At 38.3% G+C, this 21,471-nt stretch carries 17 protein-coding genes; 15 read left to right on the top strand and 2 right to left on the bottom strand.

Annotated elements, in window-relative coordinates; all coding sequences use genetic code 11:
* Positions 1–69: 69 nt before the first annotated feature.
* Positions 70–414: a PEGA domain-containing protein gene (locus ACMVDV_RS22320; RefSeq protein ID WP_304181453.1), complete on the bottom strand. Its 345-nt coding sequence runs from the start codon at positions 412–414 to the stop codon at positions 70–72.
* Between the two features lie 256 nt (positions 415–670).
* Positions 671–2,641 (bottom strand): serine/threonine-protein kinase, encoded by a 1,971-nt coding sequence (locus ACMVDV_RS22315; protein ID WP_416159723.1) that lies wholly within the window; start codon positions 2,639–2,641, stop codon positions 671–673.
* A 417-nt stretch (positions 2,642–3,058) separates the two neighbouring features.
* Here ACMVDV_RS22315 and tagH point away from each other — a divergent pair, with 417 nt between their 5' ends.
* The 15 genes from tagH to tssG all read left to right on the top strand — a co-directional run bounded on the left by tagH (position 3,059) and on the right by tssG (position 21,470).
* Positions 3,059–4,372, top strand: coding sequence for a type VI secretion system-associated FHA domain protein TagH (tagH, locus tag ACMVDV_RS22310; protein ID WP_416159775.1), 1,314 nt, complete (start codon positions 3,059–3,061; stop codon positions 4,370–4,372).
* 17 nt (positions 4,373–4,389) lie between these two features.
* Positions 4,390–4,854: a type VI secretion system lipoprotein TssJ gene (gene tssJ, locus ACMVDV_RS22305; RefSeq protein WP_304181457.1), complete on the top strand. Its 465-nt coding sequence runs from the start codon at positions 4,390–4,392 to the stop codon at positions 4,852–4,854.
* Between the two features lie 12 nt (positions 4,855–4,866).
* A complete protein-coding gene (gene tssK, locus ACMVDV_RS22300; RefSeq protein WP_304181459.1) occupies positions 4,867–6,195 on the top strand; it encodes a type VI secretion system baseplate subunit TssK in 1,329 nt (442 codons plus the stop codon).
* Positions 6,196–6,216: 21 nt separating this feature from the next.
* Positions 6,217–7,497, top strand: a complete 1,281-nt coding sequence (gene tssL, locus ACMVDV_RS22295; RefSeq protein WP_416159722.1) for a type VI secretion system protein TssL, long form — start codon at positions 6,217–6,219, stop codon at positions 7,495–7,497.
* A gap of 10 nt (positions 7,498–7,507) precedes the next feature.
* Positions 7,508–11,008, top strand: a complete 3,501-nt coding sequence (gene tssM / locus ACMVDV_RS22290; protein ID WP_304181462.1) for a type VI secretion system membrane subunit TssM — start codon at positions 7,508–7,510, stop codon at positions 11,006–11,008.
* Positions 10,990–11,721 carry a type VI secretion system-associated protein TagF gene (tagF, locus tag ACMVDV_RS22285; protein WP_416159721.1) on the top strand — a complete coding sequence of 244 codons (732 nt, stop codon included), beginning with the start codon at positions 10,990–10,992 and terminating at the stop codon, positions 11,719–11,721. Before tssM ends, tagF begins: the two co-directional genes overlap by 19 nt.
* Positions 11,714–12,508 carry a PP2C family protein-serine/threonine phosphatase gene (locus ACMVDV_RS22280; protein WP_304181465.1) on the top strand — a complete coding sequence of 265 codons (795 nt, stop codon included), beginning with the start codon at positions 11,714–11,716 and terminating at the stop codon, positions 12,506–12,508. The genes tagF and ACMVDV_RS22280 overlap by 8 nt, the downstream gene beginning before the upstream one ends.
* 197 nt (positions 12,509–12,705) lie before the next feature.
* Positions 12,706–13,815 (top strand): type VI secretion system protein TssA, encoded by a 1,110-nt coding sequence (gene tssA / locus ACMVDV_RS22275; protein WP_416159720.1) that lies wholly within the window; start codon positions 12,706–12,708, stop codon positions 13,813–13,815.
* A 16-nt stretch (positions 13,816–13,831) separates the two neighbouring features.
* Positions 13,832–14,335, top strand: a complete 504-nt coding sequence (gene tssB, locus ACMVDV_RS22270) for a type VI secretion system contractile sheath small subunit (RefSeq protein ID WP_064664614.1) — start codon at positions 13,832–13,834, stop codon at positions 14,333–14,335.
* A complete protein-coding gene (tssC, locus tag ACMVDV_RS22265; RefSeq protein WP_304181469.1) occupies positions 14,332–15,822 on the top strand; it encodes a type VI secretion system contractile sheath large subunit in 1,491 nt (496 codons plus the stop codon). The genes tssB and tssC (ACMVDV_RS22265) overlap by 4 nt, the downstream gene beginning before the upstream one ends.
* A gap of 36 nt (positions 15,823–15,858) precedes the next feature.
* Positions 15,859–17,385, top strand: a complete 1,527-nt coding sequence (tssC, locus tag ACMVDV_RS22260) for a type VI secretion system contractile sheath large subunit (protein WP_416159719.1) — start codon at positions 15,859–15,861, stop codon at positions 17,383–17,385.
* Positions 17,386–17,387: 2 nt separating this feature from the next.
* The gene (locus ACMVDV_RS22255; protein ID WP_064664611.1) at positions 17,388–18,158 is read left to right on the top strand and encodes a type VI secretion system accessory protein TagJ; all 771 of its coding nucleotides are present in this window, start codon (positions 17,388–17,390) and stop codon (positions 18,156–18,158) included.
* A 17-nt stretch (positions 18,159–18,175) separates the two neighbouring features.
* On the top strand, positions 18,176–18,661 hold the full coding sequence (gene tssE / locus ACMVDV_RS22250; RefSeq protein ID WP_064664610.1) for a type VI secretion system baseplate subunit TssE: 486 nt from the start codon (positions 18,176–18,178) through the stop codon (positions 18,659–18,661).
* Positions 18,658–20,484 (top strand): type VI secretion system baseplate subunit TssF, encoded by a 1,827-nt coding sequence (gene tssF / locus ACMVDV_RS22245; protein ID WP_064664609.1) that lies wholly within the window; start codon positions 18,658–18,660, stop codon positions 20,482–20,484. The genes tssE and tssF overlap by 4 nt, the downstream gene beginning before the upstream one ends.
* Positions 20,481–21,470 carry a type VI secretion system baseplate subunit TssG gene (gene tssG / locus ACMVDV_RS22240; RefSeq protein WP_416159718.1) on the top strand — a complete coding sequence of 330 codons (990 nt, stop codon included), beginning with the start codon at positions 20,481–20,483 and terminating at the stop codon, positions 21,468–21,470. The genes tssF and tssG overlap by 4 nt, the downstream gene beginning before the upstream one ends.
* Position 21,471 lies beyond the last annotated feature (1 nt).

Raw genomic sequence — 21,471 nt, 5'->3', positions numbered from 1 at the left:
GCTGCGTACATTACTATTTTATCGCCTTTAAACATGTAAGTTTACACGTTTAAAGGCGTATTTTACTTATTAAATTTCTTCGGCTTTACTTAGCTCTACAGTTAAAATTGTTCTTTTATCCACAACTACCCATTCGCGGTACGTAGTATAACCAGGCTTACTTACCTCGACATCGTATTTGCCTTCTTTTAGCTCAATACCACTTTCATATTTGGGTTTGATATTCATAATACGTACGCGCGCATCAGAAGGCTGAGCCGCTACAGTTAAGGAAATTGCTTCAACAACTTCTTCAACAGGTGTTTGCGCTTGCGTTATGGTATCTTCAGATACTTGAGCTGTTTCATCTACCGTAGCAGTAGTCGAACAACCACTTAGTATTAATATTGCAGCTAAGGCGCTTATCTTTTTCATAAAAACTCCATATTAATTTAAAATGCTGAAAGCCCTGAAGGAGTAAGTGGAAGTAAGATAGCTCCCAAGTCATCCTTGACTCTCGTAATACTAATTACAGCGAATTAGTGGTCTATTAGTGAGTTATTTAACTCGCTAGAATAATCATATTTTTAATAAAATTGGTATTAAAGCGAGTAAAGACCATTATAGTCCTACTAGCTTAGAATCTTAATTAGTAAACAGCTGCTATCAGTGGCTGCCAGTGAGTACTATTTTATAGCAAACTATCAAGCAAACGGGTTATCTCTTCACTTCGCTCAACTAATTTTTCAGCTGTTTTATACATTTTTTGCTTTAATAAGCCATTTGCCATTGTAATGTAACGTTTAGATAGCTCTTCTTTAAAAGCGACTAACAAAGTAAAGTCATTCGGTAAATCAGTTGACTCTGAGTTAACTAATTCTTCTAAGGCTAGTAATTCTTGATAATTTTCAATTGTCGCTAATTTTTCAAAGTAACGGTCAAATCGAGGTTGATAGAAAATTATTGCATCTTTAGTCGGAAAAGTTGCTTGCTTGCCTAAGTTTATTTTCTGCTGATAAAGGCTTAGCACTTCTATTGCTGATTCCCTTTTTAATAACTCATTAAATTGTAATTCAGACTTCTGCTCGGCTGTGAAGATAGCTTTCCCTACATCTAATAACACTTTTTGAGCAACCACATTATCATCTTCAATTGATTGATCTAAGGCTATTTTGAAGTTATTGATGTGTAGTTCATTTGGCTGATATACATAGTTACTATCAACATCTTTTAAATCATCAATTAATTTAATAATGTTGTTATTTTCAAGTTCATCATAGCGTGATTGTTCTAATAACAAGTCAATTCTTGATGTTATGTCAAAGATGATTGATTGGCGCTCTCTTAAAACGCTTTCTAATTGAACGGTTAGCTTTTCAGAGTCTGGGTAGTATTCCAAAGCGTTAGAGTACAGGCTAATCGTGCCATCAAAATCCTTGAATTTACCAGACTGATTATTTAACTGATTAGCTTTAGCATTGAAATCTTGTAAGATGCTTGCTTGATTGACTCTTAATAACCCCTGTTTAAGCACGTCATACTGCGGAGGGATCTCCGCAAGTTTAGTCAGGACCTCAGAGCCGTGCCAGGACATCCAAGTTGCAACTTGCTGGTTAATTGCGTTTGCATTTTCAAGCTTTGCTTCTAACTGCTTTATTTGGGTCGAATTTGAGGCATAAAATTGGCTAATAAAGACGGCAATGGCGATCACACATACACTTGCGGCGATAGCTGGTTTGAAATTGCTTGTAAGTTTGCTTGATACAGCCTGTAATGAGTCTAACCTTTTCGTTGCATCCAATGACATTGCTTTTTGTAAACGACCCCAAAGCCATACTGGGCAATTGCTAGGGCGTTTTGCTGTCGTCTCTTTGGGGAGCTTATCGGCGGCAACCCGATCAAATGGGTGCTTACTGCTCAATAGTTCATAGGCAATACATGCATACGAGAAGATGTCATCTTTTACCGACGCGTCAGCCCCTTTAAGTTGCTCTGGGCTTGCATAGGTTGGTGTGTAACCACCGACAGCTGCGACATTTTTACTATTGTTAAAAGCATAGGCATCTTCGATTGTTTTATGCTTAGCAATGCCAAAGTCGAGAACTTTCAAGCGTCCATTAGAATCAAAAATAATGTTAGAAGGTTTTAAATCATTATGAATAACGTTGCGTGAGTGGGCATAAATCAGAGCATCAGCAAGTTGTTGCAGGATGACATTCGCTTTTTTAAAAGGCATTCCTGAAGGTTTATTACGTTTTATTATTTGTTCTAATGTTTCGCCATCAACGAGTTCCATCGTCACATAATGCAAATCACCATCAGCACTGGCTGAAAATACTTTGACAATATTAGGATGTGAAAGTTGTTGGGTTTTAGTGGTTTCATCTTTAAGCAATGTTATTGCTTCTTCAGATTGACTAAACTCTTCTAGTAATACTTTGAGCGCAACGTGTACTTCTGGACTGCTAGGACTTTCTAAAAATAGATCCCTAGCTCTGTAAATGTAGCACATGCCTCCTTGGCCAATGAGTTCCTCAACTAAATATCGTCCAGATATTTTTTTACCAATTAAATTGAGTTTACTTTTTGGTTGGGAAGATCTAACGCTAGAATCCAGCGCAGCGATTTGAGTTTTATCATTTGAGTTATTGATACCGCTCATTATAAATCCTTTTATTGTAGATAGTTAAATAATTGCAAAGGTAGTTTTTTGTAATTTTTATCAATATTCCCTTTGATTAGCCCGCTATTTTTACAAAAATTAGCACTATAAGCAATGTTTCTATTGTAGTACTTCTGGTAATTATATGTTTATTTTATTTGTTAGATATTATTTGTGGTGTTATATGTATGAAAAACAGGGATCTAGAGAGGTTAAGTTGATTTTTAATAGGAACATACACGCTTAATTTTATTGTCTTTAATAATTTAAATAAACAAAAAATAAGACTATATCATTAATGTTTATTTGTCGTTTTGAATGACCCTCAAATATTCCATATATTAATTTCAATGTTGACAATAGTTTCCCTTCTAATTTATTCTAATGGGAATGTAGAATATGGGATTAACACGTCAAATGGAACTGATACTAAACATTACTAGTTATCATCGACTCTCGCCTGAAATTGAAGCATCTAAAACGGTAAAAGACTCACTTATTTTTGGTCGCTCAGAAACATGTGATTGGCATCTGCCAGATCCTGAAAAAATTATTTCAAGTAAGCATGGTCGTATCGAGAGGGAAGGTGATTCGTTTGTTGTGATTGATACCTCTACAAATGGTATTTATTCAAACTATAGTGTCTCAGCAATTGGTCAAGGTAATAAACAAAAATTATCTGATAGCGATATTTTAACGGTCGGTGATTTTCAAATCGAAGTGAAAATCGCAGCTGCTAAGTCAGCTATTCCTGCTGTTGATGAGTTTAATTTAGTAACCAATGCAAAAACTAATAACGCCGCTATTCCATCGCAACATTTTGATTCTAATCGTAGTAACTCAAGTTCTGAGCATTTTTATAATGACTCAATTATGAATGAATCGATGCCCGATGTTGCTATGGCTCAAGCTGAACATTCACAATCGCAGAGCCATATTCCAGAGAATTGGGATGAGATCGCACATTTATTGAACCCTGACATGGCTAATACTAGCAATCAACATGCAATAGCTAGTGACGCGGTGCCCAGTATAACTGAGCCTAAAATTGCAGCACCTGTAGATATACAACCAGAAGTAGCAAAGGAGCTTCAAGTCTCTGCTGCAGCTGCACAACCAACGGTAGAAGCACAATCAATAGCGAATAGCGCAGGACTAACGGGTGCCTTTTTAAAAGGGCTCGGGGTCAAACCTGAATTGCAAAATGCGTTAACGACTGAAAAATTATGGTTTGAAATGGGCCAAGGGTTAAACCTTCTTTTAACAGAATTGATGGAATCGTTACGCCAAAGAGCATTGGTGAAAAACCAATTACGTGTGAATCAAACGATGTTTCAAACCCAGCAGAATAATCCAATTAAGTTTTCGGCAAATATAGATGATGTTATTCAGAACTTATTCATAATCAATAGTGCAAGCTTTCTGTCTTCTCGAGAATCGATTAAAGAAAGCTTTATCGACACTCGTAGGCATGAACATGCTTTATTAGCAGGAGCTGATGGTGTACTAAAAGGAATATTAGAGCAAGTTTCACCTTCTCACATAAATCAACAAGTGAACAATAACTCTAATATTTTGAAAATAATTCCTGGCCAATCGGAATCGAAAAGCTGGAAGTTGTATCAAAACCTGCATGACGAGTTATCACGTGACGTTAATGCTAAAGGTGCAATGGCATTATCAGATGATTTCCTCAAAGCATACAATGATAAAATTCAAGAAACTTTTTAAAAAAAGGAAAGTAAATAATGCGTAACGTTAAGCTCTACATACTGAGTTTTAGTTTACTATTTTTGATAATGGGTTGTTCAACAATGAATAAATTTGTCCCGCCATCAACAGAATTAATCATTAATGTATCAGAAAATGTAAATCCTGATACTTCTGATCGGCCGTCTCCAGTTGTAATGAAAATCTTTGAGCTTAGTTCAAGAACTATATTTGATACACAAGACTTTTTTAGTCTGTATGAGGCGCCAGAAAAGTTACTAGGCCCTGATTTACTTAAAAAAGATGAGTTAGAATTACAACCGGGTTCAGTACAAAATTATGAGATGAGCCTTAATCGTAATACTCGCTATGTAGGAGTGGTGGTCGCGTATAGGAATATAGATCAAGCCAGATGGAGAGCGGTAATAGAAGTCGATCCTACTGGTTATGACGATATCGATGTAAATGTTGAATCAATTGCAACATACATGAGAGAGCATTAATAAGGATATAAAATGAGTGATACCACTCGTGTTGCTTGGACTGAAGGGATGTTCTTAAGGCCACAACACTTTCAACAATCAGATAAACATTTTTCACATTTAATTAAGCAAGTGTGTAATGGTAATTTAGCTGATCCTTGGGGAATTTTAGAGTTAGATATTGACACGGAACTGTTAAATACAGGGCAATTTGCAATCGATTTTTTGTCGGCAATTACTCCTGATTTACTGCCGATTGATATGCCAAGGTCAACGTCTTTACCTGAACCGCTGGTTGTTAACAAGGACACCTATAATGAAATTGTTTATTTGGCAATCCCGGCACTGAAAGCCAGTGGTATTAACATCTCAGCTGCGGACGAAAATTTAGTTACCCGTTATAAGCTCACCGATTTAGCGGTAAATGATGATTCATTGGGCCCGCAATCACAAGAGACCATTCAGGTTGCAAAAATTTACAGCAAACTGGTATTAGGGTCAGATGATCACGCTGGATTTATACTTCTACCTTTGGCTAAAATTGCAGAAGTTAGTACTGAAGGCAGGATCAAGCTTGATAGTAAGTTTATTCCAGCTTCGTTAAAAGTAGCGCAATGCAAGCCTCTATTAGGGTTAGTAAGAGAGATAGGCTCAATGATCAAGCAACGATCAGAGAGCATTGCTGTGCGCCTATGCCAAGGTTATGCGGGCAGCACCTCGGTTGCTGATTTTATAATGCTGCAAACGCTTAATAAATACGATGCGGTATTTGATAGCCTGTTAACGGTTAATAATTTACATCCAAATATTCTTTATACACGGTTAATTGAACTGTCGGGTGAACTGGCAACATTCAGTACTGCTAATAAACGAGTTCCTAAACTTCCTAAATATGAACATGATAATTTAGGGGCCGTATTTGGTGAAATCGTTAACTTCTTATATCAATCTTTAAGTCATGTGATTGAGCAAACAGCGACAGAAATTAAGCTTGAGCAAAGTAAATTTGGTATTTCCTTTGGTGCATTAAAAGATAAATCGATTCTTGATTCTGGGCAGTTTATTCTCGCTATTAAGGCGAGTGTTCCCCATGAAGAGTTACGTAAAGTTTTACCTTCTCAGGTTAAAATCGGTAGCGTTGAAACTATTCGTGATCTAGTTAATAACCAGATACCAGGTATAACAATCAGCAGTTTACCTACAGCACCAAGGCAAATTCCGTATCATGCAGGTTTTCATTACTTTGAGTTGAACAAGCATGGTCAGCATTGGGATAAGCTGCGCACTAGTGGTGGCATCGCCATTCACTTATCTGGTAGTTACCCAGAGTTACAATTAAGCCTTTGGGCTATACGAACTTAACTGTTAAAAGGAAGAGTTTCAATGGATGAAACCATTATCAAACCACGCCCTGGCAGACTTGGGCGTGATATTTCAAATAACTCAAAAGCAACGACTGATCCTGAAAAGACCGTTATGTCTATTGAGCCAATAGCAAATGCTGTTTCTAGTAATGCGAAAGTTTCTATTTTCAAAAACCCATTACTAGAAGCTGCTACCGATTGCTTTTCACTGGTTATATCAATCAACCAAGCTAAAGAAATGACAAATTTAGCCGCTTTGAAGCATCGCTGCGTTGAAGCGATCAAGCGTTTTGAGGTTGAAGTTAGAAACCAGATACTACCCAAAGAAGTAATTGAAAATTCACGCTATTGTTTATGTGCAGTGTTAGATGAATCTGTTTTAAACGCTAAGTGGAGCTCGATGGAATGGGCTGATGAGAGCTTGTTGTCAACCTTCCATAAAGAAACCTTTGGTGGCGAGTATTTTTATACTCTATTGGATAATGCACTTGGGCAACCAGAGCAACATAAAACGTTTTTAGAACTACAGTATCACTGCTTAAATTTAGGTTTTAAGGGCAAGTATCGGGTTGATAGTGTTGGCGATAATAAAGTTGAAGAGTATCGTTCTCGCATTTATCACCTATTAAATCAGTTAGATGGACCTATTAGCAACAAGTTATCGCCTAATTGGAAAGAACGAGTTGCAGCAGGTGTTGAACTTAGAAATCAAGTGCCTCTTTGGGTTATTTTTTCGGTGTTAGGTTTAGCATTATTAATAGTCTATTTGTTTATCAATATGAAACTTAATGACCAAGTTGTATTGGTGAATGAGAAGTTGGCGGTGATCCATCCATTAGCACAAACGCACAGTGTTGATAAAAAAGATCAGCAACTGCAAGTGTTAGAACAACTTTTACAAACTGAGATTCAGATGGGGATAGTCTCTATCGAAAAGAGCAATGATCGCATTCGGATCACTATCAATAGTGAAAGCTTGTTTAACCAAGGTGACTCAAAGTTATTACCTTCATTTCAGCCAATACTTGAAAAACTAGCACTGAGTTTAGAAGGTACAAAGGGACGTATTTTAATTACAGGCCATACCGATGACACGCCTATTCGCACCGAAAAATACCCCTCTAATTGGCATCTTTCTTTAGCTAGAGCAACGCAAGTTGCTAATTCTATGGCTAAAAGTACTAACCTTAGCGGCCGCTTATGGCCGGAAGGTAAAGGTGCTGCCGAACCAATCGCTAGCAATTCAGATTCAGCTTCTCGGTCATTAAACCGACGAATTGAAATTGATTTATTATTTTAATGGGGCTGGAATGAACTTTTTACAAAAAATCAGATACCTACTTACATCGCGTACCGCAATGCTAATTATTGGTTTTAGCGCACTGTCATTACTAATTTGGTTTGGCGGGCCATTGATTGCCATCGCAGGTTATGTGCCACTGGCGAGTGTTGCCTCAAGATTATTTACCATTTTAGTGGTTATTCTTATTTTTGCGATCACGAAAATATACCGTTTGACTCGACAAAGTAAACGAGATGAAAAAATGGCCAATGAGTTAATCGATAGCGATGACTCAAACAGTAATGAAGTTAATGAAGAAATTACGACCTTAAAAACAAGAATGGGTGAAGCTATTGATTTACTTAAAGATGTAAAACTCTTTAAGGGAAAGAATATCTATCAATTGCCTTGGTACATCATGATAGGACCGCCGGGAGCTGGAAAAACAACGGTGATCAACAATTCAGGCTTAGACTATCCATTAAAAGATAAGCTCGGGGTTGATTTGATCCATGGTGTCGGTGGCACTCGAAATTGTGATTGGTGGTTTACTAACAAAGCTGTACTTATTGATACGGCAGGGCGTTACACCACACAAAGTAGTCATGCAAAACATGACTCACGTGCTTGGGAAGGCTTTTTAGGATTACTGCGTAAATACCGGCCATTACGACCCATTAATGGGGTAATGATCAGTATGGGTATCTCTGAGTTAATGAGCCAAACTAAAACAGAGCGAAACCTACATGCGCGCGCAATTAAGCAACGTTTGCAAGAATTACAGAATCAGCTAGGAATGACTTTTCCTGTCTACGTGATTTTCTCAAAAGTTGATTTAATCGAAGGTTTTAGAGAGTTTTTTGCCGAATTAAGTGAAGAAGAATGTGAGCAAGTTTGGGGGGTCACCTTTGAACTTGATTTAGCTAAAAACACCCAAGTTGATGCCTTCAATAAAGAATTTCATACGCTTATTGCTAAGTTAACAGAGCTGTTAAATCGTCGTTTGATTAATGAACGTAATGAAGAGATCAGAGCGAAAATTTTCGAATTCCCAAGACAACTTCGTGTATTGCAAGGTGTTGGTGATGCATTCTTGAAAGAAATTTTCACCCCTAATGCGTATGAAGAACTACCTATGTTTAGGGGAGTATACTTAACCAGTGCGACTCAAGAAGGGACACCGGCCAGCCTTTTAAGCGATGCAAATAACGTCAGCGGCAGCTACATAAATCAATCTAAGAGTTTTTTCATAAAAAATGTTTTAGAAAGAGTCATTTTCCCTGAACAAAATTTAGCAAGTACCAACAAACACCATGACAAGCAAAACAAATGGTTACGTGTAGCAAGTATTTCTTTGGCGTGTGCTTGCGTGGTTGGTTTTTCAGCCTCATGGTATTTTAGTTATGCTTGGAATAATAACCTGATCACAGTCACTGAAGATGCAATTGAGTCATATCAAGAAATAGATGCGGCATCATTTGATCGCAGCAATGTACTGGTGCTCAATGACAGGCTTAATGCGTTAAGATCATTGCCTGCGCGTAGTGATGCTTTTAATAATGAGCAAGACTCGTCATCAGTTGGCTTTAATAAATTAAATGAAATTAAACAATCTTCGAATGATGCTTATGACAGAGCATTACAAACGTTCTTGGCACCTTTTGTTCTCAATACCTTAACGAAGGAAATGGAAACTCATCCTGAGCACTTGAGTTATTTGTACGAAACATTGAAGTGTTATTTAATGCTGTTTCAACCGGAATATTTTGAGCGTGAAGATATAATCGTTTGGTTTGATGCATACTTAGAACGTAACTTTCCTGGTGAGAAAAATACACAAACTCGACTAGATTTAATGGATCATATAGCGACATTACTTGAAAAAGGTGTTGTCTATGAAGATGTTGATAACCAAGCAGTTAAAATTGCACGTGCAGAGCTCACTAAATTACCGATTGCTGAGCGCGCATATCAAAGGCTTCAAGCTGATTTTCTCGATAGTAGTATTCCGCCATTTAGGCTGACAGATATTATTAGCTTTGAAAGTGCCCAAAAGTTCTCATTTCGTAATAACAGTGAGCTAACTCGCAGCATTCCAGGCTTATATACATTCAATGGCTTCCATGGCATTTTTAATATCGAAAAGAGTAAGATGCTAGGAAACCTAATGGCGAGTAGCTGGGTGTACGGAGAAGAAGCATCTGGAACGTATGATATCTCTAAAGATGAGATAGAAAAGAAATTAGAACAGCGTTATTTTCAGGACTATATCTATTATTGGCAGTCATTCCTCGATGACTTAAATTTAAACCAATATAGCTCTCCTGCTGAAGGGGTCAATATCACTGATGTGTTAGCTGGTTCTGAAACCCCAATCAAAAACATCATTTTAGCGGTGCAGAAAAATGTTCAGTTAACTCAACTGCCAGTCTCTGAAAATCAAAAAGCTGCCGGGAAAGTTGCGGCTAATGCTGCTGAAATTGCGATGCAAACTAAGGCGAATAGAATCAAACGGTTCTTGCCTGACGAAGCGCCAAAATTTGATATCAAGCTACCAGGCTATCAAGTTGAGGAAGCATTTGAGGATGTACTTAAAATTGATGCTCAGCAATTAGATAGTATGCAAAAGAATCTTAGGGAACTGAATGTGTATTTGACCAAACTTGATCGCGGCGACCAGTTAAAGTCTTCCATCAAGGATCAAATCAGCGGTAAAAGTAAGCCTAGCTTTATTCGCCAACTAGAGTTTCAAAGCCGTGACTTACCTTATCCTTTTAATAGCTGGCTGTTAGATATAAGTCGAGATACCAGTAACATTACTAAAAATAGTGCCAACAGACACTTAAATGAGATTTGGAAAAGCAAAGTATTACGAGAATACAATGCTGCAATTATTGGTCGCTACCCATTCTCACCTTCTGCAGATAAAGAAGTGAATTTAAAAGATTTCACTCGATTCTTTGGACCTGGCGGTACGATTGATAGCTTCTTTAATAGCTATGTTGCCCCCAGTGTTGATATGAGCTCACGACCATGGAAATTTGAAAAAGACATCGGTATTAGCCGAGATACTTTGGCAATGTTTGAACTTGCCTATCAAATACAACTCGCATTTTTTGATGGTGGAAGCAGCACCCCAAGGATTGAGTTCGGTTTGAAACCTTTAGAATTAGATCAAACAATCTCGAGTTTTATGCTTGAGATTGATGGGCAATCAATGACCTATAGACATGGGCCATTAAGAGTGAGTAATTTTGTCTGGCCTGGCGCCACAGGCCAAAGTAAAACACGCGTTGTTTTTACGCCCCCTAATGGCGGGCGCTCTATAAATACCACTTACCAAGGTGAATGGTCGCTATATCGCATGCTTGATGAGCTGAGTGCCAAACGAAATAAAACGCGGGAAGATCTGAAATTGCATTTCGCGCTTATGGGTAACAACGCAAAAGTAGAACTATTACCGAAGTCAATTAGGCATCCATTTTGGAATAAGAGTATAGAGAAGTTTTCATGTCCGACCCGATTATAAATATTGGCTATTTGGGTAAAGTCCCTAGTTTAGGTGACTTTGTGCAAGATAGTGTATCCAAAGAGTTCTCAGAACACTGGGAGAAATGGCTGCAAGCTGCTATTGCTGTAAGCAAAGAGCAGCTTGGGGAGCTGTGGCAAGGTAATTATTTAACTGGCCCGGTTTGGCATTTTGCTTTGTCAGCGAATATTGTTGGTGATAAAGGGGTTATGGGTACCTTAATGCCAAGTATGGATGCGGTAGGGCGTCATTATCCGTTTACCGTAGCTAGTACACTGGAGTATGCACCTATTGACGTTCTTAACTCTGGCGTTTTTTCATTAGCTTATGAAGATGTGGTGTTGAAGGTACTTGATAACTCTGTTGATCTTTTCTCTTGGCGCAAAGAAGTTGCGAAAACCTTAAATGCAGTTCAAGGAACTCGTAAAGCACTGACTTACTTTAATACAACAGATAAGAATAAAACGGGCGAGGCATTTGAGTTTTCAGGTGATGAGCTGACAGAGACGGTTTTACAAGATGTAATGCATGCTGTTTTATGTAAAAAATATGGCGATTATAGTGTTTGGTGGACTCATGGCTCGTGCAATATAAAGCCTATGGTGCTGGTAACGGCAGGACTCCCTGCGATTAATCAAGTTGCAGCAATGTTGGATGGTAGATGGCAGCACTGGGAATGGAATTATACACAGGTAAAAAATACTGATGAGTAAATTAAGCACCAGTTATGCGATTACCCATCGTGGTGTTGTTAGGCAGCTAAATGAAGATGCCCATGTCGAAATAAACAGCCATAGTATCTGGGTGGTTGCTGATGGTATGGGCGGCCATGAAGCGGGTGAAGTGGCAAGTCAGCTGGTCGTCGATACTATTAGATCAACCGTTGAAGAATTGACATTTGAAGAGCTTACTGTGTCGCATATTGTCGTCGCGATTGAAAATGCAAACAGTCAATTAAATGAATACAGCGCGCAATATTTAGGAAGTAAAACCGCGGGTAGCACAGTAACCGTTTTATTTATTAAAAATGAGCAATATTATGTGCTTTGGGTCGGGGACAGTCGGGCTTATTTGCTGCGCAATGGTCAGCTGCAACAAGTTTCAAAGGATCATAGCCAAATCAACGATCTAATTGATGAAGGGGTTATTTCTGTTGAGGAAGCAAAAGATCATCCATTATCTAATGTCATAACCCGTGCAGTGGGAGTTACACAAGACGTTAACGTTGATGTGGTACAAAATGATGTAAAATCAGGCGATATATTTTTATTGTGTTCAGATGGATTAACTGGCGAATTATCTGATAATGATATTCATCGCTCATTAGAGCCAACAAGTATAATCGACTCTGGTATGGCACTTATGCACTCATCCCTTGTTCGGGGCGCGAAAGATAATGTAACCTGTATTTTGATTAAATACGATAAAGGGATTAGTAATTATAAATCTCATTCATTTAATGTTCAGGATGAGGCTACGATCCCATTATTTACAAAGTAAATATTAAAATTAATTTTTAATGGCTATATATTAAAAAAATAAATAAGTTTATGGACTTAGATATAATATACCGGTTTATTATTTAATAAAGCGGTATAAACTAGGGGGTAACTAGGCTTGTAATTTTAAATAAAAAATGTAATATGGAGTCCGCTTTACTTTGTTTGGGTTTTATGGACAATTATTAGGACAATGGAATGTTTGTTTTTGAAGAGTATGTTTCCCCTATTTCAGACACTGAGATTGCAGGTATTGACCCGCGCTCAGACGTCACTCCTGCGTCTACCTATTACGCGTTAAAAGATTTACGAAACCAATTACGTGCGGCAGAAAGAAATGCGCTTGTCGATGAAGAAGGCATTGCGACTTTAGCCAGAGACTGGTTGCCGTTGTTAGAGCTATCCAGTAAAGCGTTAAAAACAGAAAGTAAAGATATTGACTACTTAGCGTGGTTTATTGAAGCACTGTGCCGCGTACATGGCTTTAAAGGACTAGCATTTGGTTTTCAAGTTGCTCATACCTTACTCGATAATTATTTTGATGATTTATATCCGGCTCTTGATGCTGATGATGAAATCTCTGACAAAGTTTCTGCGTTAGTTGGCTTAAATGGTGTGGCTGGTGAAGGCACCTTAATTATACCGATCAAAAGCATAGCGCTGACAGAAAGTGTGAGTGTTGATTCATTTTCTTTTTGGGAATATCAACAAGGCTATGACATATCCAGATTAAGCGAAGAAAAAAGAGACAAGAAGCTAACGCAAGGTGCTGTCGACTTTGAGCTAATCGAAAAAAGCGCAGCAGAAACGAGCACTGAATTTTTTGTAAACCTAAGAAATGATATAACGGCTGCGATTGAGCAATTCGCACTACTAAGTGATGTACTCGATCGCGTTACCGCTCAGTCACAACCGACTTCTAATATTAAACAAGCATTGGAAGAGAGTTTAACCGCTGTGAATCACATTGCAGCTGATAAACTCGCAGCCGCCCAAAAAGCGCAAGACTTAGCGCAAGCAGTACAAGAGGTGGTGTTAGAAGATGGTGAGGTTACTCATACACAAGTGGCCAAGGCACATAATTTAGAAATTAATTCTAGAGATAATGCCATTGAAAAACTTAAAGAAATAGCCTCTTATTTTCGAAAAACAGAACCACACTCACCTATGTCTTACACCATAGAGCAGGTAATTCGATGGAGCGAATTGTCGCTACCTGAATTATTAAATGAATTAATTACAGATAGTGATGCTAGGACTGGATACTTTAAGTTGTCTGGCATTAAGATCAGCGAAACTGAAACATAAGTAAAAGGAGTTCTCAATGAGTATCCACGATAAATTAAAACGAGTTCGTAAACCACGTGTGCACATCACCTATGATGTCGAAACCGAAGGTCTTGCGGTAAAGAAAGAATTACCGTTTGTAGTTGGCGTTATGGGTGACTTTTCAGGTGACAATACTGATGCACTTAAGCCACTAAAAGATAGACGATTTATTCAAATAGATCGCGAAAACTTTAATGATGTTTTAAAGCGCATGAGCCCGTCTTTAAAATTAGACGTAGATAATACGCTTAATGATGATGGTACTCAATTTGAAGTTAACTTGAACTTTAAATCGATTGATGACTTTGAGCCAGCAGCCGTTGTGAATCAAGTTGAACCACTGCGCAAGTTAATGGAAACGCGGAATAAATTACGCGATCTTATGACTAAAATTGACCGCTCAGAAGAACTTGAAAATGTTCTTGAAGAAGTTTTAAGTAACACTGCAAGTTTAGATTCAATTGCTAAGGAACTGAAATTAGAGGAGACTGAAAAATGAGTACAGAACAATTAAGTGCTGAGTTAGAGTCAACTTCAGAAGTAACTTCTTCGCTATTAGAACAAGCTATTGGTGCTACTAAGCAAACAGATGCGAGCCGTGCAGAAGAGTTACTAAGAACATTAACTGAAGAAGCAATGAAAGGTACAGTCCAGTGGAATAAAAACATGACTGTGACATTCAATGAAGCTATTCAGTTAATCGATCAAAAAATATCAAAGCAGCTAAGTGTAGTAATGCACAGCGATGAATTTCAAAAGCTTGAAGGTTCATGGCGTGGTCTACACCATTTGGTGATGAACTCAGATACCAGTGCAACACTAAAAATTCGTGTACTTAATATGAAGAAAAAAGAACTTCATAAAGATTTAAGTAAAGCGGTTGAATTTGATCAAAGCCAAACATTTAAGAAAATTTATGAAGCTGAATTTGGTACGCCTGGTGGTGAACCATATGGCACAATTGTAGGGGATTTTGAGTTTACAAATCACCCAGAAGATGTTGAAACTTTAAGTTTAATGTCTAATGTTGCTGCTGCCGGCTTCTGTCCATTTATCTCTGCGTCGTCTCCTTCGTTATTTGGGTTTGACAACTGGGAAGAGCTAACTAAACCTCGCGATTTAGAAAAAGTATTTGAATCTTTAGAGTACACTAAGTGGCGTTCATTTCGAGATAGTGATGACTCTCGTTTTGTATCACTTACTATGCCTCGTTTCTTATCTCGCTTACCGTATGGCGCAGCTTCTAAGCCTGTTGAAGAGTTTAACTATGAAGAGTTTGACGTTGAACCTAAAGACGGCCGTTCTTTAAGCGCTGATAATAATGACTATTGTTGGAGTAATGCTGCGTATGCAATGGCTACCAATATGGCTAAAGCATTCTCTCAATACGGTTTTTGTACAGCAATACGCGGTGCAGAAGGTGGTGGTAAAGTTGAAGGCTTACCGACCCATATTTTCACTAGTGACGACGGCGACCCTGATCTTAAATGCCCTACAGAAATCGGTATCACAGATAGACGTGAGGCTGAATTAAGCAAGCTTGGTTTCTTACCGCTTTGTCATTATAAAAATACTGATTACGCCGTATTCTTTGGTGGTCAAAGTTGTCAAAAACCACAAATTTATTCAACGCCAGATGCGACTGCCAACGCTGCTATTTCGGCTCGTTTACCATACCTGATGGCAACATCACGCTTTGCACATTACTTAAAAGTAATGGCGCGCGATAAAATCGGTAGCTTCATGGAAGCTGAAGACGTTGAGTCTTGGTTAAATCGTTGGATCCTATCGTATGTCAACGCGACAGAAGGTGGTGGCCAAGATATTAGAGCACGTTATCCATTAGCGGATGCCAAAGTATCTGTTAAAGAAATACCGGGTCAACCTGGTGCATACAATGCAGTTGCATGGTTACGACCTTGGCTACAAATGGAAGAACTAACGTCTTCTTTACGTTTAGTAGCTAAAATTCCTGAGATCGGTTAATCATCCGATCTTTAGCGTTAAGGATAATGCTGTAAAATGAATCATGAAGAGTTTTCATTTATAAATCAAGATGTTACTTTTTTCCAAAAGTCGCACTCTCGTATAAGTGATAATGATGCCTTGCTTGACCGTTTTTTGTATGAAAAAAACTTAGACAAGGCCTTGTTATTATGGCTTGAAGGCTCTTCTGATTCACCTATCACATGGAGTAAGGAATCACTTAGTCCTTATTTACAAAAAGTTATCGTTGAACTCGATCAACTAATATCAAATCAGTTAAATTTAATTATTCATCAACCGCGCTTTCAAAAATTAGAAGCAAGTTGGCGTAACTTATGGTGGTTGCTGTTACAAACAGAACAATACGACAAAGAAAATAAAGTAAAAATAAAAGTATTGAACTGTGATTGGGCAACGCTTTCAAAAGATGTCAATAAAGCAATCGATTTTGACCAAAGCTTATTTTTTCAATTGTTGTACCAAAGTGAATTTGATAGCGCCGGTGGTGAACCTTTCGGTGTCGTAATAGGTGATTACGAAATTAGTAATATGTTTTCGCAAGGATCTATTTACAACGATATCGACACAATTAAAGAAATCTCACGTACCGCAGCAGCGGCTTTTGCACCGTTTATTTGCTCGGCATCTGCAAGTTTATTTGGTGCAGATAATTTTTCCGATTTAGGTTATCACTCAGATTTGTTTAATCAATTTGATCAACCTGAATATATTAAGTGGCAAAGCTTTAGAAGCATGGAAGAAGCTCGGTTTGTAGGGCTTACTTTGCCTCATGTTTTAGTGCGCCCGCCATATAAGAATGACGGTAAACGGCATCAAGATTTTTATTTTAAAGAGCAAATTAATGACCCTGAAACAGATATGTTGTGGGGAAATGCAGCTTATCAATTTGTTTCAACGATTATTCGTGCTTACTGTGATAGTGGTTGGTTTGGGCATATTCGTGGCATGGAACCCGGTAAGGTATCCAAGGGATTAGTGACTGGGTTAGCCAAAGATAATTTTGCCAATGATATTTATCAAAAAGAATCAAAGCCGCCACTTGATTTATTGGTAACGAGTAAGTTTGAAAAACAGTTTTCGGAACTTGGGTTTATCCCCACTTCATCTGTTACTAACACAGAGCATATTGTTTTTTATAGTAATGCATCAGTTCAAAAAACAAAAAACTATGAATCAAGTGCAGCAAACATCAATGCCCGTTTGTCATCTATGTTGCAATACATTTTGTGTGTCTCTCGGTTTGCTCATTATTTAAAGCTGTTAGCAAGGGACCGAGTTGGTTTATACAACACAGCACAAGCATGTGAGCGTGATTTACAGGCGTGGATCAACAATTATACAACCGCGTCAGACTCAGCGTCTGAGTATGTGAGAAGTAAGTATCCGCTGAGTAATGCAAAAATTAAAGTAAGCGAGAATAAGGCAAATCCCGGTCATTATTTTTCAGTTTTGCAGTTACAGCCTCATTTTCAATTAGATCAAATGGTCTCCAGTATTAAATTAATAACAGAGCTCAGTCCTCATCACAAAATAAAGGAATAGTCATGAAAAAAATAACCAGCCTCATTCGAGAGGGAAAACTTGCAGAAGCTTTAGCTTCTTGTGCAACTGAGCTGCAAGATGAACCATTAAATTATGATGTAAGAAGTCTTTATTCAGAACTTCTTTGCATTAATGGTGAGCTTGAAAAAGCCGATAGGCAGATTGATTTTATGGTGCAAAAGAACCCTGAGTTTGCCGTTGGTGCAATTAATTTAAGGCATTTAATTCGCGCTCAACAATCAAGAATTGATTTCTATCAAGGAAAGGGCATCCCTAAACTGTTCCATGACGCAGATGCACTCGATACCCTGTTTTTAAAAATGCATGTTGCTTTGCAAGAGGGCGAGATTGAGCAAGCGGCTGGACTTGCACAAGAAATGGAAGAATTTAGAAGCTCACAAGGTGACGGCACTGCAACGCGTGACTTGGATGATACGCTAGGACCGTATTTAGAGGTATTGGGTACTAATGGTGAATTCTATCTAGCTAACTTTAATGAAATTGATTCCTTAAAAATAGAGCCAGTAGAATCTTTACTTGAAACCATTTGGTTAAGAGTTGAAATCACAATTAAAGATGGTCCCTCTGGTACTGCCCACATCCCACTTATTTATGCTAACTCTGAATCAGATCTCGAAAAACTTGGTCAAGTATCAGACTGGCAAGAACTTAATACTGATTTTATGGTAGGGAAAGGGATGAAAATGGTTTTTGCTAATGATGAAGCAATCACCATCCCTGACTTACAAATAAGCTCGTTAGAAACAGCGTAACAAAAAGTTAAATTCTCATGATAGAGCATAAGCAACAGCTACAAGCATCCATCCTTGATCGATTGATTGACGATGAGCCAAATTTTCAAGATGCACCCTCGCGTACTGAAGGGATCACGATTAGTGAGCTTCGTAAAAATGTGCGCAGAGACATTGAAGCTTTGCTAAATGCTCGTATTCAATGGCACACCTGGCCTGCTCAGTATAATGAATTGTCTACGTCATGCTTATCCTATGGTTTGCCTGACTTTTCAAGTATGTCAGTGAGTTCTCATGAAGGACGGGCACTGTTATGTGAGACCGTCAGAAATACAATTTTAAAGTTTGAACCACGCTTTCTAGAAGTCGAAGTATTTACAGATGAAGATGTGCCAATAAACCGGGTGCTTAATTTAAGGATCAATGCCCTTTTATACGCGGATCCTGAGCCGGAATTTATTAGTTTTGATTCAGAAGTAGAGCCCGTGAACCTTGGCATGAAGATTATTGAGGCGTCATTATGAACGATGAACTATTAAAATATTACAATCGTGAATTAGCATTTGTGCGTCACTTAGGTAAAGATTTCTCTGAAAAATACCCAAAAGTAGCAGGTCGTTTAAAGCTGAGTGAGGATCATATTGAAGATCCACACGTATCGCGATTAATAGAGTCTTTTGCTTTTTTAACCGCCAACATTAGACAAAAATTAGATGATAGTTTCCCTGAGTTGACGGATGCTTTACTAGGGCAAATGTTGCCTGATTACCAAGCGCCCATTCCGTCGATGTCAGTTGTTAAGTTAGAAGCTGAAAATTTATCTACGGCGGGCGTGGTTATTCCAAGAGCCAGTGAAGTTGAAACCAATGTTGAGTCTATGAAGCAGTGTAAGTTTCAGACATGCTATGAAACTTACTTATGGCCGGTAGAAATTACCCATGCTCAGTTTGATAACAGCCCATTTGTTGCGCCTAAACCTCGTTGGCACGAACGTGCTAAATCAATATTCAAGCTTGAATTAACGGGTGAATACAAAGGTGTATCACTGGCTGAAACAGGCCTTGAAAAACTGAGAGTGTTTATTAATGGGCAATGGCATCACACATTAAAAGTGTACGAATTACTTTTTAAGCACGCTATTGGTATAGCCATAGATAATGGTGAAGAAGGGATTAAATATTTATCAAAAAACCAGCTTAAAGCGGTTGGTTTTGAGCCGCATGAAGCCGTTGTTCCTTACTCGCAACGTTCATCTGGTGGTTATCGTTTACTTGTTGAGAACTTTACGTTTCCTGAGAAATTTCGGTTTTTTGAAATTGACGGTATCGCAGCTTCGTTACCTAAGTTATCAAACCGATGCGAAATTTATATTTACCTTGATACCGAGTCAAATGAGCTTGAAAAGCAAGTCGATAAGAACATGTTTTTGCTCGGCTGCACGCCTATCATTAACTTGTTTGAGCAAGAATTAGAGCCAATCCGGCCACAAATAAGTGAATATGAATACCAATTAACACCGCGTTATATGGACTCTGAGATCTCTGAAGTGATTGCCATTTCTGAAGTGATTGCGTTTGATCATAAAGGCAATAAACAAGTGGTCTCGCCTTTTTATGGGCAAACTCATCCAAAGTATCAAGGCCATAATGATTTATTTTGGCATATTCGCCGAGAAACAGCCTCATGGGCTGGAGGTTATGTAGAGTCAGGTACTGAGACTTTTATGTCACTTGTTGATGCTACATTTGAAAACAGTGCATTGGAATATGGTGAAGGTAACTCTGTTTTAACGGTAAGAGCGAAGTGCAGTAATAGGAACTTACCTGCCAGTATGCCGTTTGGCGATGATGAATTAGGCTTATTAATGCCTGAGCGCGGGGACGTAATAAAAAAAATCCGTTGCCTCACTCCCTTTACTCATGCTGTTCGGCCAATTCTAGCCGATGCAACAAGATGGCAGTTAGTAAATCATTTAACGTTAGATACCTTCACTGGTGATGATGCTTGTAATCGATTAAAAGAAATTTTAAGGCTTTATGACTTTAGGGCGACGCCACAAAGTAAAGGTATGATTGATAATATTTATCGATTAAAAATAGCCCCTTCAACAGCACGAGTTGTACAACAGGGGCGGGTAAGTTTTGCTACGGGTAGTGAAATTGAAATCACATTTGCCAATGATGATTTCTCTGGTAGTGGTATGTTTTTCTTTGCTGCGATTTTAGATCATTTCTTTGCACAATTTGCTGCAATTAATAGTTACACACGCCTAAGTCTTAGATTGAAAGAGCAGGAACAAATCTATTATCAGTGGCCTGCGCGAGTGGGAGATAATCCACTTTTATGATCAAGCATCTAATTTCTCAAGCCTCACAAATTGATTTTTATAAAGCTGTTTTTATCGTTGAAAAGCAACTTAAAAAGCGTGGCTTAGAGTATCGCCATGTGGGTTACGATAGTAGCCCCAAGTTAGAGCTGATCAAATTTACGGCAACTCAAAAATTTGGTTATCCAGGTAATGCAATTACCAAGCTTGAAGAAATTGGCTTTGAAGACGGCTTACATAAAGTGCAAATGCAAGTTTCGTTTATGGGCTTAACGGGATGCTCAGGCGCATTACCGCAGTTTTATAGTGAATTAGTAATGCAGCGCCTACGCTATAAAGATACCACTATGCGTGACTTTTACGACATGTTTAACCACCGCTTAGTCTCTTTATATTACCGTGCATGGAAAAAATATAAGCCTTCGCTTAATCATACCAACAGCGCTAGAAATAAAGATCCCTACACACAAATTTTAGGTTTGTTAAGTGGTGGTTATAACGAACATCAACTGTATTTTTCTGGTTTATATAGCCGAAAAATCAGAAATGCAGCTGATTTACAAAACATTCTATCATCGTATTTAGATTGCCAGGTCACCATTAAGCAAATGGTTGGTCAATGGCATACTTTAGATGCACAAGAGCAAACTTGTTTAGCGAGCCAAGCGTTATATGAGGGCCAACATGCTCGCTTAGGTATAGATACAATGTTAGGTAAAAAAGTGTGGGATGCATCGTCGAACATTGAAGTAAATATTGCGACAGATGATCCACAAAAGGCCAAATTATTACTACCCAATGGAACGTTATTCAAATTAGCTAACAAAATTACCAAAGATTATGTGGGTAATGCCATTAATTTTCGTTTAGTCATTGAATCGCACTTTGCAAGCTTAGGTTCTGTATCGCTAGCGCAGAGTAATTGTCAGCTAGGAGCGAATAGTTTCTTAGCGGTACAGCATGACAAATCAAAATCAAACCCTACTAAGTTATCGTTTAAGGGATAAT

The organism is Pseudoalteromonas sp. ASV78, from assembly GCF_047806705.1.
GTDB lineage: Bacteria > Pseudomonadota > Gammaproteobacteria > Enterobacterales > Alteromonadaceae > Pseudoalteromonas > Pseudoalteromonas prydzensis_A.
Note: the sequence above shows the minus strand (reverse complement) of the source record. Positions and strands in the feature narration are given on the sequence as shown.

What these genes read in the sequence shown, in the direction of transcription:
- ACMVDV_RS22320 (WP_304181453.1), bottom strand. Translation starts at nt 414, where the DNA reads ATGAAAAAGATAAGCGCCTTAGCTGCAATATTAATACTAAGTGGTTGT.
- ACMVDV_RS22315 (WP_416159723.1), bottom strand. Translation starts at nt 2,641, where the DNA reads ATGAGCGGTATCAATAACTCAAATGATAAAACTCAAATCGCTGCGCTG.
- tagH (WP_416159775.1), top strand. Translation starts at nt 3,059, where the DNA reads ATGGAACTGATACTAAACATTACTAGTTATCATCGACTCTCGCCTGAA.
- tssJ (WP_304181457.1), top strand. Translation starts at nt 4,390, where the DNA reads ATGCGTAACGTTAAGCTCTACATACTGAGTTTTAGTTTACTATTTTTG.
- tssK (WP_304181459.1), top strand. Translation starts at nt 4,867, where the DNA reads ATGAGTGATACCACTCGTGTTGCTTGGACTGAAGGGATGTTCTTAAGG.
- tssL (WP_416159722.1), top strand. Translation starts at nt 6,217, where the DNA reads ATGGATGAAACCATTATCAAACCACGCCCTGGCAGACTTGGGCGTGAT.
- tssM (WP_304181462.1), top strand. Translation starts at nt 7,508, where the DNA reads ATGAACTTTTTACAAAAAATCAGATACCTACTTACATCGCGTACCGCA.
- tagF (WP_416159721.1), top strand. Translation starts at nt 10,990, where the DNA reads ATGTCCGACCCGATTATAAATATTGGCTATTTGGGTAAAGTCCCTAGT.
- ACMVDV_RS22280 (WP_304181465.1), top strand. Translation starts at nt 11,714, where the DNA reads ATGAGTAAATTAAGCACCAGTTATGCGATTACCCATCGTGGTGTTGTT.
- tssA (WP_416159720.1), top strand. Translation starts at nt 12,706, where the DNA reads ATGTTTGTTTTTGAAGAGTATGTTTCCCCTATTTCAGACACTGAGATT.
- tssB (WP_064664614.1), top strand. Translation starts at nt 13,832, where the DNA reads ATGAGTATCCACGATAAATTAAAACGAGTTCGTAAACCACGTGTGCAC.
- tssC (WP_304181469.1), top strand. Translation starts at nt 14,332, where the DNA reads ATGAGTACAGAACAATTAAGTGCTGAGTTAGAGTCAACTTCAGAAGTA.
- tssC (WP_416159719.1), top strand. Translation starts at nt 15,859, where the DNA reads ATGAATCATGAAGAGTTTTCATTTATAAATCAAGATGTTACTTTTTTC.
- ACMVDV_RS22255 (WP_064664611.1), top strand. Translation starts at nt 17,388, where the DNA reads ATGAAAAAAATAACCAGCCTCATTCGAGAGGGAAAACTTGCAGAAGCT.
- tssE (WP_064664610.1), top strand. Translation starts at nt 18,176, where the DNA reads ATGATAGAGCATAAGCAACAGCTACAAGCATCCATCCTTGATCGATTG.
- tssF (WP_064664609.1), top strand. Translation starts at nt 18,658, where the DNA reads ATGAACGATGAACTATTAAAATATTACAATCGTGAATTAGCATTTGTG.
- tssG (WP_416159718.1), top strand. Translation starts at nt 20,481, where the DNA reads ATGATCAAGCATCTAATTTCTCAAGCCTCACAAATTGATTTTTATAAA.